The 14,720-nt window shown below is 38.2% G+C and carries 9 protein-coding genes; 5 read left to right on the top strand and 4 right to left on the bottom strand.

Translation table 11 applies throughout. The features are described from left to right. Positions 1-30: 30 nt before the first annotated feature. On the bottom strand, positions 31-3,522 hold the full coding sequence (locus AB9L17_RS03450; RefSeq protein ID WP_375200087.1) for a hypothetical protein: 3,492 nt from the start codon (positions 3,520-3,522) through the stop codon (positions 31-33). Between the two features lie 489 nt (positions 3,523-4,011). On the opposite strand from AB9L17_RS03450, the gene AB9L17_RS03445 reads away from it, so the two are divergent. The 3 genes from AB9L17_RS03445 (at position 4,012) to AB9L17_RS03435 (ending at position 6,296) form a co-directional block, all read left to right on the top strand. After that, complete coding sequence (locus tag AB9L17_RS03445; protein WP_068986177.1) at positions 4,012-4,689, top strand: hypothetical protein; 678 nt, start codon at positions 4,012-4,014, stop codon at positions 4,687-4,689. Further along, positions 4,686-5,945, top strand: coding sequence for an HlyD family secretion protein (locus tag AB9L17_RS03440; RefSeq protein WP_375200086.1), 1,260 nt, complete (start codon positions 4,686-4,688; stop codon positions 5,943-5,945). Before AB9L17_RS03445 ends, AB9L17_RS03440 begins: the two co-directional genes overlap by 4 nt. Before the next feature lie 63 nt (positions 5,946-6,008). Beyond that, complete coding sequence (locus AB9L17_RS03435; protein ID WP_375200085.1) at positions 6,009-6,296, top strand: hypothetical protein; 288 nt, start codon at positions 6,009-6,011, stop codon at positions 6,294-6,296. Between the two features lie 32 nt (positions 6,297-6,328). Here AB9L17_RS03435 and AB9L17_RS03430 read toward each other — a convergent pair whose 3' ends face one another. The 3 genes from AB9L17_RS03430 to AB9L17_RS03420 form a co-directional block, all read right to left on the bottom strand. Next, positions 6,329-7,828, bottom strand: a complete 1,500-nt coding sequence (locus tag AB9L17_RS03430; protein ID WP_375200084.1) for an S-layer homology domain-containing protein — start codon at positions 7,826-7,828, stop codon at positions 6,329-6,331. Between the two features lie 110 nt (positions 7,829-7,938). Beyond that, positions 7,939-8,076: a hypothetical protein gene (locus tag AB9L17_RS03425; RefSeq protein WP_375200083.1), complete on the bottom strand. Its 138-nt coding sequence runs from the start codon at positions 8,074-8,076 to the stop codon at positions 7,939-7,941. Between the two features lie 175 nt (positions 8,077-8,251). Continuing rightward, a complete protein-coding gene (locus AB9L17_RS03420; RefSeq protein ID WP_375200082.1) occupies positions 8,252-11,377 on the bottom strand; it encodes an S-layer homology domain-containing protein in 3,126 nt (1,041 codons plus the stop codon). A gap of 561 nt (positions 11,378-11,938) precedes the next feature. Between AB9L17_RS03420 and AB9L17_RS03415 the strand changes: the two genes are divergently transcribed. Together AB9L17_RS03415 and AB9L17_RS03410 are read left to right on the top strand one after the other, a co-directional pair. Then, positions 11,939-13,363, top strand: a complete 1,425-nt coding sequence (locus AB9L17_RS03415) for an MBOAT family O-acyltransferase (protein WP_068986182.1) — start codon at positions 11,939-11,941, stop codon at positions 13,361-13,363. A gap of 10 nt (positions 13,364-13,373) precedes the next feature. Further along, complete coding sequence (locus AB9L17_RS03410; RefSeq protein ID WP_068986183.1) at positions 13,374-14,555, top strand: DHHW family protein; 1,182 nt, start codon at positions 13,374-13,376, stop codon at positions 14,553-14,555. The last annotated feature ends 165 nt before the right edge of the window (positions 14,556-14,720 follow it).

Genomic DNA, 14,720 nt, shown 5'->3' with positions numbered 1-14,720 from the left:
AAGAGGAAAAGAGGGATTGACCCTCTCTCCTTATTCTAAACCTAATGTTCTTAAATGATCCTGTAAAATACGGTAATTATACACTAAATCCTGTTGTTCAAGCGTCAGTGCATCGTATGATTTTTGTGCAGCCAGTACTTTCTTTTCGAATGTTTTAGCATCTGGATCCAACTCGCCAATCGCTTCAACAACTTTTAACACTGCCGCTACATCTTTTTCTGCTTTCTTTAAAGTATCGTAGTTAAGGACCTGTCCTTTTACTTTAGAGTCTAATGCTTTATATGCCGCAGAAGCATTCGCTACATCTTGAATATATGTGCTAGAAGTTGGATTAAGACCTGAAATAATTTCTACAACCTTCTTCACTTCACTCATACTTCTCTCTGCTTCAAGCAAAATATGATAATTAGATACCCTTTGCTTATCTGCTGTATTTAAGCTATCGTAATCTCTTCGCACAGATTCGATCATACCAAAATACAGTTTATCGCTTGGCTTTAAATCTTCAATACTCTTATAAACTTTAATAACATTATCTAACGATAGAAGCAACTGGTCGTTATAAACATATTTACGCTGAGTGGCAGTAAGATTATCATATGCTTTTAAAATCTTTTGGTATTGACTGTCCATATTTTTGGATGTCATCAGTTTATCAATTTCGTTGACAACACTCATAACAGGTTTAATAAGCTTTTCTTGCTCCTGCAATGTTTTATAGTTTTCAACAGACATTTGTTGATCTTTTGGTAACGCATTATATGCTGCGCGTATCTCTTCAATACGTTTAACATATTGATCTGGCTGGACAGACGGAAGCTCATCAATCATGCGCTGTACATTACCTGCTCCGAGGATACTTGACTCAGCGGCTTGTAATAAATTGTAGTTTGTTACATATTGCTGCATGTCCTTACTTAGAGCATCGTATAATGCACGAGCTTGTACAGTATCCGCATGGAATGTTTTACTAGACGGCTTTAACTTGCCAATTAATTCAATCACTTTTGCAGTTGGTTCATACTTTTGTAAAGTATCAATATTTTTCACATATTGCTTTTGATCCTTTGTCAGCTTATCGTACGCTTTTCGTGCTGAGTTTACTTGACTAACAAATTTACTTGAGCTTGGATCTAATGTATCGATTTGCACCATGGCAGTTAAAATAGGTTTTACTTGCTTTTCACGATCCGTTAACAACTTCACATTAGAAACAAGCTTTTTCTGTCCGGATGTTAGTTTGTCGTAGGCAACACGAGCATTCATGAGCTTTGTTAAGTAATCCGGATCATCAGGCACTGCCGCATCTATTAATGCAATAACAGTGTGTGCAGATTTCAGCTCAGTTTCAGCAGTAACAAGCTTTTCATAGTTTATGACAGCATTTTTCTTTTCTGCTGGTAATGCATCGTAATTTTTTCGTGCCGTATCTAAATCATTTAAAAACGTCTTACTTGTTGGTTTCAATGTTTCGATTAAGCCTATTAATGTAGCAACATCCTCGACAGCAGCTAGTTGGTTATAGTTTGTAACACGCTGTTGTGAGGCAGGATCTAATGCATTGTATGCCTTACGCGCTGCTAAAACTTTTTTTGTATAATCCTTATTTGCTGGATTTAAGTCTGCAATTAATTTAATAACCTTCACAACATTAGCATTATTTTTCTCATACGTTGTTAATGTCTTGTATTGTGTTACTAATTTTTTCGCATTTTTGTCCATCGTTTTATACTCAGAAGATAAAGCTGCCACTTTTGCTACAAATGTAGTATCTGGTTCATTTGCTAAAGCAATCACACGATCATCGAAATTTTTTGCTGTTGCAATATAGCCTTTTGCGGTTTGAAGATCTGCATTATTTGTTACAAGTACTTTCGCTTCGGACGATAGCTTTTCAAAGTCTGTTGATAACAGTTCGACTGTTTCCTTATATGTTTTTTGCGAAGGGTTTAAGGCCATGATTCGTGTTACAATATCCATCGCCTCTACTTGATTCTTCAACGTTTTATAGCTTTTCACATATTCACGTTTTGTAGGGTCCAGCTTTAGGTAAGCTGTGTTAGCAGCCTTCGCTTTTTTCGTATAATCCTTCGCAGCTGGGTCTAGCTTTTCTACAAGGGATATAACATTTAAAACGGCTTTATGTGAACTTTCCCAGCTTGTTAGCTCCGGCAAATTGTTCACGATTTTCTTGACAGTGGCCGCGTCTATTTTTTGTCCCGCAGGTGCGACTGGTGTATTATAAGCTGCACGCGCTTTCTCGATTTGTGTAATTTTATCTGTAGTTGTAGCAATTTCCGCAATGAGTTTTTCAATTTCTTGCGCTGTTGCTATATTTGCCTCAGCCAATTCTAAGTCAGCGATATTTTTCACAAAATCTTTTTTAACTAAGGTTGTTAACTTGTCGCTTGCTGCCTTTACTGCAGTACGATAGTCGGCATTACTTGACGGACGTAACGCTGTAATTTGCTTGGAAACATTAGCCGCTCCCTGATATGGCTCAAGCTCTTTATAATTTGTAACTAAACGCTTTGAGCCTTCATCTAGTCTATTGTAGGCAGTTTCAATTGCTGTTACAGCACTAATAAAGCTTGTAGCAGATGAAAAGTCTTCTGGTTTCTTTTGCGTTAGCTGTGTAATACTAGCAATCACTTGATCAGCCGATGATAAGTTTGCTAACACATCTGTATATTTTTTATATGGTGTGACCGCTGTATTTTTAGGATTATGTGCTATAACAATTTTCTTTTGATCAGCTGTCAGAGTGTTCAATCCAGTCGTTACTTCAGTAGCAGCAGCAGCAATTTCAGTAGAAGTGGATGACTGGTTATCGAGAACAGCAATAAATGAATCTAACTTAGTAATTGTATTCTCTACATCCTTTGCATCCTTGTTCATTTTCACAAGCTTCTCAATATCTGCACCGTTCTGTTTGAAGTAATTAATACGCTCTGGTTCTCCATAGCCATATTGAGTTGATGTACCTCGAATTGAGGAAACAATGCCCTTTGACTCTTCTGATGCAAGGGCTGTATTTACAGCATTCTCGAAAGTCTTTTGAACATTTAAATAAGAGCCTGTTTCTGTTTCTGAACCTAAAAAAGTAGTGTAATTTTGATGTAATTTTGTCACATCATCAAAAAATGTTTTACTTGTATAAGACAACTTACTTATTTCTGTTCCGATATTTTTTAATTTGGACAATAAATCTCGTTGTGCCACAACATATTCGTATTTCGCTTTAATGAAATTGATTTCATCTGGTTTGAAGTCTGTAGTACTTAAAACTGCTACATCTCCCTTTGCTACTACCATTTCATCATTAGTTGATGTAACAGATAGTTTGCCGAATTGTGCAATTGTTTGTGATCTAGTGTCTGTTGTTGCTACATTAACATTAGAAACTTGCTCCACGTGAGAACTTGTTTGAGGTTGTGTTTCTTGAGCATTGGCAATCGCTGCCGGAGTTAGTAATAGACTTGTGATTACACCAACTTTAATCTGTTTCTTCAAAATGCCCACCCTTTCTACATTATAGGAAAATAAATATGTATCATTTAATTCTTATTTGCTACCTTTAATATCGGTGCCTATCACTCTATTTCAAGCTATTCTCTTAAAGTTGCTCACCTTTACTAACATAAAGATAATTGTTATTTTTAGATTGAATAGTCTTTTTATAGGAAGTTATTGTTAGGATACTATATAATTGAAATATGTGCATGGATCTGGTGCAAATTTTGGCAAAAGATGACTAATTACGAGTAAAAGTGCTAATAGGCCTTATTTGATCTTCCTAAAAGATAGTCTTAGAAGACAGACATAGTGGTAAATATTGTGTCAAAAAAATACGTACATCGAGTAACAAAAACTTTGTATAATTGTCTTAAAAAGACGTTTCTCTTTATCGAGGAAAATCCATGAAAAACTCAGCATTTCTACTATGTTATTTACCAGTAATTAGGTGTATACTACAACTTTAATATTTATTTACTAGAAAGGGAGCTATATATGTTTTATCAATATAAGTTTTGGCATAGCTTAATGCATCCCACTAACTTTACCCAGGCTGTCGAGCAAGGGGAAATAAGAGGCTATAAAAAACGATCCTTCACCGTTTTCCTGCTCTTTATGATGCTATTTGTCATTCGTGAGTATTGGGGCATGGGGACTGAAAGCTTAACAACATTATTTGCATCGAATCATCCGAATGAATACTATACAGCCCGTTTACTATCAATGGTTGGGGCTATTGCCTGGGGAATCATCTATTATTGCTTCCATTATTACGGCGTTACATACTTGTTACATCTATTAACAGACATCCCTTACAAATGGATTCAGAAGGTACAACTTTATGTAATGGTATTTTTACTTATTGAAAAAACGATTTTATTTGCTGTGTTTTATGCAGTTGGTTACACAACAAACTTCTCCTTCTTTTCACTTGCACCAATTGCTCAGCAAGTAATTGATACGGATTTTGTGCTATTTGCCATCAATCAAATCACCGTAGCAACTGTACTAACAATTATTGTGCAATACACGTTCCTTTCGAAATGGGAGGAATTATCAGAGCGTAAAGCTTTATTAGCGAAAATTATTGGGCTTTATGTATTAATGGCTATCTTTATTGGAATGGTTAGTGTGTTACCACTTCAAGAATGGCTGGCAAGGGGGTTAGGATGATGCGCTTTATTAAATCTAGACCTTGGACAAGTTTGAGTATTATTGTGATCGCGTTATTAATCGGTGTAAATGCTTATTTTGTATTTAAGGACGATAGTGAAGTAGCAAGATCCTACTTTATCGATGAATTTCAGAAAGCTTCTACTGGTAAACGTGTAGAGACGGTTGAAAAGGATGCAATTGTTGCACCTGCACAAACTTATACGATTTCAGCAGATGCAAAAAGCCTTTCTGCCATAGATGTCAAACGTGGACAGGAAGTAAGTGCCAATGATTTACTAGCTACCTATAAAACAGAGGAAGTTGACGGTGAATTAACAAAGCTTGAGGCTGAACGCACTGCTTACGAAACCGAATTAAGTGATTTAGAATCTGCATTAGATCAGATAGAATCCGAATACGGTGACAACAATGACCCGACAAGCTCTATTAATACCGATCAAATTAGTGATAAGTTAAATGTCTCTGTTCAATTTGAATTAGGGCAGCAAACTTCTCCATCAACAGCAGTGGCAATTTTAAACCGTCACATTGCAGAAACCACTCGTCAAGTAGCCTTAATGGATGCGCAAATAGCCCAAATTCAGGCACGAGAAGGCGTTATTTGCCCAGTAGACGGTGTAATTTCAAAAATCACAGAAGAAGCTGGTGCTGTGACATTTGAAATCTATTCATCTGAAAAGGCTATGCTTGCCTACTTATCTGAGGATGAATGGCAAAAGGTGAAAGATGGGCAAACCGTTGATTTTAACTTGCAACATTACAAAGATGATCTAGCAGGTATTGTGTTTCAAAAACAAAAGATCACGACAAATAATGAATCCCTTTGGGCAAATGAATTAGCCAAATCTGCAAAACTACCTCAACCTTCAAGCTACGAGGTAATATTGCATCCAGATGACATTCTAGAAGACATTCCATTTTCAACTGTTGGTAAGGCTTCCATTACCGTAAATGAAGCATCCGATGCGTTTAAGGTGGATTCTGATTGGGTAAAATCCGGAAAGAAAAATAAACATAGCGTTTATATTCTTGATGAAAATGGTAAAATACGCCTTGAGGAAATTAAGGTAGCCTTTAAAACGGCAGATTCTACTATCTTTACGGGCGATCTAGTTGTTGGAACACCTATTATTACAAATGAAGAACGCAATATTTTAGCCCGCTCCTTCCGTTCTATGCCTCTGAAAAAAATTGAGTGGCAACATTTTAAAGAACTCGACTGGAAAGACTACGTGAAATATATTGTCTTTTAACATACAGAAACCTCCCCGACATGTTGGGGAGGTTTTCTGCTGTTGGCGATGTTTTTAGTTTAATTGGTGATGTTCTCTGGTTTATCAGCGATTCCGGCTCTTTTATCAGCGGTTTCCTCTGGTTTATCAGCGGTTCCGGCTCTTTTATCAGCGGTTTCCTCTGGTTTATCAGCGATTCTAGCTCTTTTATCAGCGATTTCCTCTGGTTTATCAGCGGTTCCGGCTCTTTTATCAGCGGTTTCCTCTGGTTTATCAGCGATTCTAGCTCTTTTATCAGCGGTTTCCTCTGGTTTATCAGCGGTTCCGGCTCTTTTATCAGCGATTCTAGCACTTTTATCAGCGATGTTCTAAATTCTACCGGCGATCACCATCTTTTTCTTATCTCAATGTTTAATTCTGTTCTCCATTTGTTCTTGTGTCGCTATTTCATAGTACATCGAAGTTACGCCACTTACCTCATAGACCATGCCATGTACATATAACTTCTCACCATTTGCTCCATTCAGGCGGATAGAAAAAGTAGCATCACCTTTTCCAACTCTTTTTACAGTGACACCCTTTTCTGAAAGCTCTACATCCACTATTTTATGATCATACCTCGCGCCTGTGTATTGTTCAATTTTGAAATCTTTCACAGTAAAGCCGATTTCACTTTTTGGAATGAACACACTGCTTTTTTCAACCGCAGAAGTTGTATACAAATCATAGCCATCAGATTCTGCTCGGATGCCTATTCGTACCGATTGTCCTTTATCATCCGATAATGTTGCAATATAGTCCCCTGCTTGTGATAGCGAAAGCACATAGTTACTGCCCTTAGGAACAGTTTCTTCTCCCCAGTCTTCGAGATCAATCGGTTGATAGCTGTAGACTTTCTCACTCACTGCATGACCAGCAGCTGTAGTTAGCTCAATATTTTTCGGATTAAAACCTAAATCTTCCTCCAAAAACAGCGCTGAGCCTGGCTTAACTTCATCGGTTGGCTGGCAGTTAATTTGTAGCTTTCCATCTACTTTTGTTACATCAATTTTATATTTTTGCATTTCAATTATATTATAATTTTCTTCATTATCTATATTGTAGCCAATAAGCATGAAATAGCCCGATCCTTCTCGTAACGCCTCTATCTTCACATCATTATCTGCTCGAAGAACGCGGAAAAATTCATGCTCACCATCCGCCGCTAGATTGTCTGAAGAATAAGCCTCAATATAGTTTGAATCAAGCTCGCTTGCGGTAAATGTTTGGATCACTCGTTTAGCCTGCATCGCTTCAATACGATGTATAAATAACGCAAGCTGTGAACGTTTGACCGTCTCTTTTAAACCAAAAGTAGTTGGTGTAAGCCCCTTCGTTATATTATTCTCAAACAATGGAGCGACCGCATAATGAGCTTCTGAATATTTTACAATATCTTTAAATGGTAATGTCTGATCAACATTATCACTTTCTAACTGATACGCCACTGTTAGCATTCGCGCTAATTGTTCTCGAGTAATCGCTTGATTGACACCAAAGCTCCCATCAGCAAGGCCTGAAATAATCCCTTTATTTTCTAGAGCTGCGATTGCCCCGTAATATTCATCGCTCGGCTTTACATCTGTAAATTGTGGGTCCTCTACATTTTTAGTATCTAGTCCTAAAAGACCTGCTAAAATCTTTGAAGCCTGTCCACGCGTCACATCTGCGAATGGCTTAAATGTACCATCTACATATCCTTTAATAATACCGCGTGCTGCTAAATCCTTGACCGCGGCACCATATTCTTTCGTGTAATCAACATCCGTAAATTTTTCTGCTGCCTGCGCAGTTGGCACTACCACAATAGCACTTGTCGTTAGAGCAGCAACTATTGCGCCCTGAAATAATGTATGCTTCTTCACTAGCTCAACCCCTCAACACATTTTATCTATCATACTATGATAATACGTGTAATGGAATCCAAAAATTTAATATTTTTCCATTATAAATTCTTCTGGTTTTACTTTTAATGTCAGCGATTGATTGCCACTCCTCCTCTGTTTGATGGTCTTTCCGTTGCTTTAGCTGTTCTTTCCGCCGCTAAAGATAAAAATTCCGCTGGTAACGTTGTCGCTTCCGCCGCTAAAAGTTGAGTTTTCGCCACCAACATAGTCAACTCCGACGCTAAAGGTTCATTTTCCGCCGCCAACGTAGTCAACTCCGCCGCTAAAGATCCACTTTTCGCCGCTAACAAGCTAACTCCGCCGCTCCATCGCCCAAAATAGATAATAAAAAAAACAGTGGAGCGTTCGATTTACTCGAACCTCCACTGTATAAAGTGTTTCTTAGTTTTTGAAGTCTTGCTTAGCTGTAACTTTTACAGGAGTTGCACTTTGACCACCAATGTTTACGCGAGCATTGAATACGTCGTTTGCTTTACCTGTAGCAGATGCAGTAGCTGTACCGTTATCGCTGAATACTACTTCGCCTGAAACTTTAGATAAAGTTAAAGTTGTAGCAGCAGTTGGAACGTTGTTAAATTTAGCTTGACCTTTTTCTGCACCAGCTTCAGCAACAGTTGCCATTACGCCGTATTGGTCAGTAACAACTACGTCAGCTAAACTGAAGAATGCATCTAGGTTGAAGTTAGCAGCTACATTGTAAGAAGAAGTTGTTACAGCGTTAACTGTTTCACCAGCGATGAATTTATCTGCTTTACCTTCTTCTACTACTGCCACTTTTTCTACTTTAGGAGCAACGTTAGAGAATGTTACTTCTTTCACGATTTCTTCACCAGTAGCATTGATTGTGATTGTTACTTTTGCAGTTGCAGTTTTTGCATCTTTATCGAATTCTACGTTAGCTGCATCGCCAGTCGTAACGTTACCATCTGCAACGTTTGTAAGAACTGTAGATTTTACAGTGTAGTCAGAACCTGCTTTAAGTGTAACTTCTCCACCATTAGCTGTTACTGCTTTCACTACGATGTCTTTGCCATATTTAGCTGGAATTAATTTTTCAGTTACATAGATAGGTTTGATATCTTCTACTTTATAAGAAGAGAATGAGCTATCTTTTACAACTGAGAATTGTTTAGAGTAAGAGCTAGCTTCGATCGCTTCGCCACCTACTTTTACAAGTTTGAATGTTACATTAGCAGTTGTTTTTGTAGCGCCTGCTTTGTATGCTACTGTGATTTTGTTGTTAGTAGCATCTTTAATTTCACCAGTTACAGTGAATGGTGCATCATTGTCTGTAACCGCTTGGATTGCATAGCCTGATGTTCCAAGTTTTGCAAGAAGCTCGTCAGATGAAATAACTTGACCGAATTGGTCTTCAACTACGATGTCTTTTGCAGTGATTTCTACTTTAGCATCAGCTAGTTCACGGATAGATGTGCTTACTTTGCTATCTAAGCCAGTGATTACTTTTGGTGCAGTTGTAGATTTAGGGATAACTGTTTGAGTTGCAACCTTACCAGTTGAAGATGTAACAACAACAGTTACTGGTGCGTTTTCTACTACTTTATCGCCTGCTACTTTTGCATAAAGCTCGCCGTCTTTTTCTACTAAAGTACCGCCAGTAATAGAGATACCTTTAGATCCGCCTAGTACAGCAGTATCTTTAATAGCATTACCTTGTTTATCTAATACAGATAATGGGAATAGGATATCAGATCCAGCAGTAACAACTTTTGTTGGTGCACCTAATGTAACTGTATCAGCACGTAAACCTTCAGCAACTTTCACTGTTGCTTGGCCGTTTTTACCAGTTGCTTTTGCGATAACGATTACGTTTGTATCACCATTTGCTACGATGCTAGTAACGGGAAGTACGATTACATCTTTGCCATTGATTGTTTGTTTTTCAAATGCACCAAACGTTGCAACAGCTTGGTTTGTATTTGTAACAATAACCTCATCTTTTAGACGGTTTAAGTCAGTAACTTCTTTACCGTATTGGTCTTTTACAGTTACAGGAAGATAGAATTTATCTTTTGCTAAATTAGCATCTTCAGTTAACATTTTGCCATCTTTATTGTAAAGAGCACCAATTGTTACATCAGTTGCTACAGTTTTAGCAGAAACTGTTACAGTTTTTGTAGTTGTAGTTGCAGTTCCACCGTGGATTACTGTAAGTACAACTTTGTCGCCTTCTTTAAGACCAGCAGCTTTATTAATAGTGATAGAGCCGTCTGCATTTGCAACTGCTGAATCAGCGCCTGCTGCAGTAAGTGTTAAAGCTGAAGCGTTTAATTTTGTAATATCTTCACCGTATTGGTTTTTAACTTGGAAGCCGATTGTAGCTGTTTTGTCGCCAGTTGATGGAGCTACATCACCTAGAACTTCAATACCAGCAACTTTTTCGTCTTCAGTTTTTACAGAGCCAGTTACTGCTTTATCTGAAAGACCAGTTACGCTAACTGTGAATTCACCTTTTGTAATTTTGCTAGTTAATTCGATTGTTGCAACTGTTTTATCTTCGTTCCATGTAATAGAAGAGAAGTTAGATTTGAAGCCGTCTTTTTTAAGCTCAAATTTAGCTTTTTCAGTTTCAACTGGTTTGTTGAATGTTACAGCTAAAGTTTTTGCATTCACTGCATCAACAGATTTTACTTTTACGTCAGTTACATATGTAACTACAGCTGAATAAGTTTTACCATCGATCACAAACTCTACTTTTGTTTCTTTGTTTTCTGGAAGAGCAGTTTCTAATTTTACAGTATGTTTTTTGTCATTAGAAAGTGTTACTTCTAATGTTGTTGCATCTACAACTTTAGCTTCTTTAACAGTTAAAGTTTCACCTTGACCAATTTTAGTAATTGTACGGTGTAAGAATGATGCAAATTGACCGCGTGTTAATGTGTTTTTAGGATTGAACGCTTTCACGTTTGTAAGTCCAGCATATTCTAACGCGACGATTGCTTCACGATTTTCAGTAGCTGTAGCTTTGTCTAAATCCGTGATTGTCGTTTTGAAGTCAGATTCTTTGTAATCTGCTACTAAATCTACGTTATAAACAGTGTTGATCGCACGTACTAAAACAACTGCCATTTGTTCACGGCTCATGTTATTAGTATGCATTAATTTGTTGTTAGAGCCTTTGAATACGCCAGCATCTTTAACAAGTGCTGCATATTGTAATAACTCTTTGTCAGGTGTTGTTGTTGGTAAATCAGTGAAACGTGCTTCTGTTTCATAGTTTGCAGGAATTTCGTAGTTTTCTGATACTAACCATTTACCTAAGAATTTTGTTACATTTCCGCGAGTTACAACGGCATTCGGTTTGAATGTTCCATCTGGGTAACCAGCTACGATTTTAGCGTCTGCTAATGCTAAAATGGCATCCTTGTGGTCACTTTTTTCAATATCAGAAAAGCTGCTTGCTGCGCTTGCTGCTGGTACGATTGCTGATGCTACTAGGGCCGCTGATGCTGCGCCGACAACCCATTTACTATATTTTTGTTTCATATGAAAGAACCTCCTAGATAAATTAGCCACTTTTGGTGACTACGAATCTATTATAAGAGTACGTGATAATAAATTTCAAAGGGCAAGATTTGGAATGAAAGATATGGTAAACGTAGATTTCTAAAGGGTTTTCAACCATATTTTAGATTAATAGATAAAACATCTCCATCCTGAAAATTAACAGACAAACCTTACTGCCGCACGGAAAATATACCAATTTGCCCATGTCTTTTTTACCAACCATTTTTTCGACAAAAATCGACTTTTTACCAATATTTGATTAAAAACCAGTAGTGAACAATTCGTGAATTTACGTTACAATGAGGTAGGTAATTTATTCTTGCATTTCCTTGTTTATATTAGAATTATCTAGCAGTTTTGCATATTATCAGTTATTTTGGCGATTTTCACGATGTTATCAGTGATTCGGGGTATCTTATCAGCGAAGTTCACTGGACTATCGGCGTGTTGACATTTTATCAGCGATGTTTTCGGTTTTATCAGCGATCATGGCGATTCTATTAGCAATTACATAATTATTAGAGATGGGGATTTGAAGGAATGGTTTTTAGTAGCCTTATATTTTTATATGTATTTTTGCCATTAGTGCTCATTGTGTACTTCATCTCTCCGAAGATGCTACGCAACACAATATTACTGTTGGCCAGTCTGTTCTTTTATGCATGGGGCGAACCGAAATATGTACTTTTAATGATGATTTCAATTTTGCTCAACTATATTTTGGGGATTGTTATTGAAAAGACAGTCTCGCAGTCCAAACGAAAAGCGCTACTTTGGCTTGTTATTGTAAGTAACCTAGCTATCTTAGGCTATTACAAATATGCCGGCTTTTTTGTGGACATTATTAACAACTACTTGGAGCAGCCAATTGAATGGGAGGCTGTACCCCTTCCAATCGGTATTTCGTTCTATACATTCCAAGCACTTAGCTATGTGATCGATGTTTATCGAAAAGATGTTAAGGCACAGCGTAATTTTTTGGATTTATCACTTTTCATTACATTGTTTCCACAGCTTGTGGCAGGACCGATCGTTCGTTATCAAACGGTAGCAGAGCAAATTAAAAAGCGTTTCTCTACAGCAGAGGATTGGATGATTGGTACACGTCGCTTTGTACAAGGGTTAGCTAAAAAAGTACTTATTGCGAATCCGATGGGCGAAGTCGCCGATCATGTCTTCAGCTTATCAGGCGGCGATTTAACGACAGGTACTGCTTGGATAGGTATCTTAGCTTACTCGTTACAAATCTATTTTGACTTCTCAGGTTATAGTGATATGGCCATTGGTTTAGCACGAATTTTCGGCTTCCATTTTGAAGAAAACTTTAACTATCCGTACATTGCACAATCTGTTACAGACTTCTGGCGTCGCTGGCATATTTCGCTTAGCAGCTGGTTCAGAGACTATGTCTACTTCCCACTTGGAGGTAGTCGCGTTAGCCACGAATGGAAGCTCTATCGAAATTTATTAATTGTATGGACGCTAACGGGCTTTTGGCATGGAGCAAGCTGGACATTTATGGCTTGGGGTTTTTATTACGGAATATTAATTTGCCTTGAAAAATGGGTGCTTTTAAAATGGTTGGAGCGTATTCCTCGTTTCTTACGCCATGTTTATATACTTATTATCGTTATGATCGGTTGGGTATTCTTTAGAGCGAATGACTTTACATATGCTTTTGAGTTTATCAAAACGATGTTTGGGCTCTCCGATGCGGCACTTTATAATTATGAAACGATTTTACTGGCGAAAGACTATGCCGTGTATTTTGTAGTAGCAATCATATTCGCTATGCCAATTTATAGACTTTATCAAACGTGGAGCGAGCAAAAAGCAACCGCTTCCCTATCATTTGATTGGAGTCTACGTCTTGTACAAACAATTTACTATGGGGCATTGTTGCTCTTTATTACGATGTTTTTAGTAAACGCAACACATAATCCATTCATTTACTTTAGATTCTAGGTGGGACAATATGCGAAAAATACAAATGTATCTATTACCAATAACCTTTTTTTGCATCATTTTCGGTGGCTTCGTCGTGCATGTGCTAACGGTAGATCGTCCACAATCTGAGATGGAGAACCGTCCGTTAGAATCTGCAAACATTTCACCAAGCCCACAGGAGATCTTTTCTGGGGCATGGTCAAAACAAGTAGAAACATATATTTCCGATCAATTTCCTGCACGAGATACATGGATGCGTAACTATGTTTACTTCCAACGGGCAATGGGGAAAACCTACTTAAACGATAAGTACGCAGTTGATGATGACAGCGGCTGGATTATTTCAAAGCCCGCTGAAGCAAAATCTGATGAAGAGCTTGCTTCCTTCGCCTCCGATTTGCAAAATCTAAGCGAAGGGCTTGCTGAAAAAAATATCCCGTTTACGTTTTACTCACTACCAGCAAAGGCAACTTACTCACGTGAGCCAAGTCCAAGCTACATGCCTGATGATGCAGGAATAGCCAATAATGCGCGCCTACATGAGCTTGTTACTGATGCTGGCGTAGACAATATCCGTCTCTATGATGAAATGAAGAACGACTTTTCTGCTGAACGGAACTTCTACAAAACCGATCATCACTGGACGATGCGTGGCGCATACACAGGCTACGAGGCACTCATGAAAACGATGAGCGAGCGACTCGGTGAAACAATTGAGCCGATTCCATACGAGGAAGCCAATACTTATTGCTTACCGAATAAGTTTGCTGGCTCATGGAATAAAATCCTGTACATGACCGTCGATAACCACGATGAAATTTGCTACAACGAGCCCGCTTCGTTCGCAACGCAATTTACAATCTATGACGGTACAATCGAGGATGGCGTCACGGCTCCGTACGAGTCAGTATACGGTCGTGCCAAGCAAATGAGCCCTGACACAGTCGTAAACTATGCTGATGCTTACAGCCGAGACTTTGCAGAGCTCACGATTGTTAACAATGACTATGACAGCGACAAACATGTCGTTGTCATCAAAGATTCATATTTTAATGCCATTCAATTTCATGTAGCGAGTCATTTTAAAAAGCTAACAGTTTTAGACTTACGTTATTTGGATAAAGATGTTCTTTCTTATTTACAAAGCATGCACCCAGACTACGTCGTGCTTGCTTACAATGACCGCAATTTAAAATTGATGCCCGAGTAGCGAAAGCTTTTAGTACAAGTATTATCTTCTAGCGGCGCTATCGTTGAAGTTAGCGGCGGAATTGACTAGGTTACCCGCGGAATTTCCACTTTTAGCGGCGATACTCCGACTTTTAGCGGCGGAGCTAGCTACTTTACCGGCGATACTCCGGCTTTTAGCGGCGCT

The sequence above is a fragment of the Lysinibacillus sp. RS11 genome (assembly GCF_042019215.1).
Lineage (GTDB): Bacteria > Bacillota > Bacilli > Bacillales_A > Planococcaceae > Lysinibacillus > Lysinibacillus xylanilyticus_A.
The sequence above is the reverse complement of the archived record's forward strand: the minus strand, read 5'-3'. Positions and strand labels throughout refer to the sequence as shown.

Coding starts and splice junctions, on each gene's coding strand:
- AB9L17_RS03445 (WP_068986177.1), top strand. CDS start 4,012: ATGTTTTATCAATATAAGTTTTGGCATAGCTTAATGCATCCCACTAAC.
- AB9L17_RS03440 (WP_375200086.1), top strand. CDS start 4,686: ATGATGCGCTTTATTAAATCTAGACCTTGGACAAGTTTGAGTATTATT.
- AB9L17_RS03425 (WP_375200083.1), bottom strand. CDS start 8,076: ATGTTGGTGGCGAAAACTCAACTTTTAGCGGCGGAAGCGACAACGTTA.
- AB9L17_RS03420 (WP_375200082.1), bottom strand. CDS start 11,377: ATGAAACAAAAATATAGTAAATGGGTTGTCGGCGCAGCATCAGCGGCC.
- AB9L17_RS03415 (WP_068986182.1), top strand. CDS start 11,939: ATGGTTTTTAGTAGCCTTATATTTTTATATGTATTTTTGCCATTAGTG.
- AB9L17_RS03410 (WP_068986183.1), top strand. CDS start 13,374: ATGCGAAAAATACAAATGTATCTATTACCAATAACCTTTTTTTGCATC.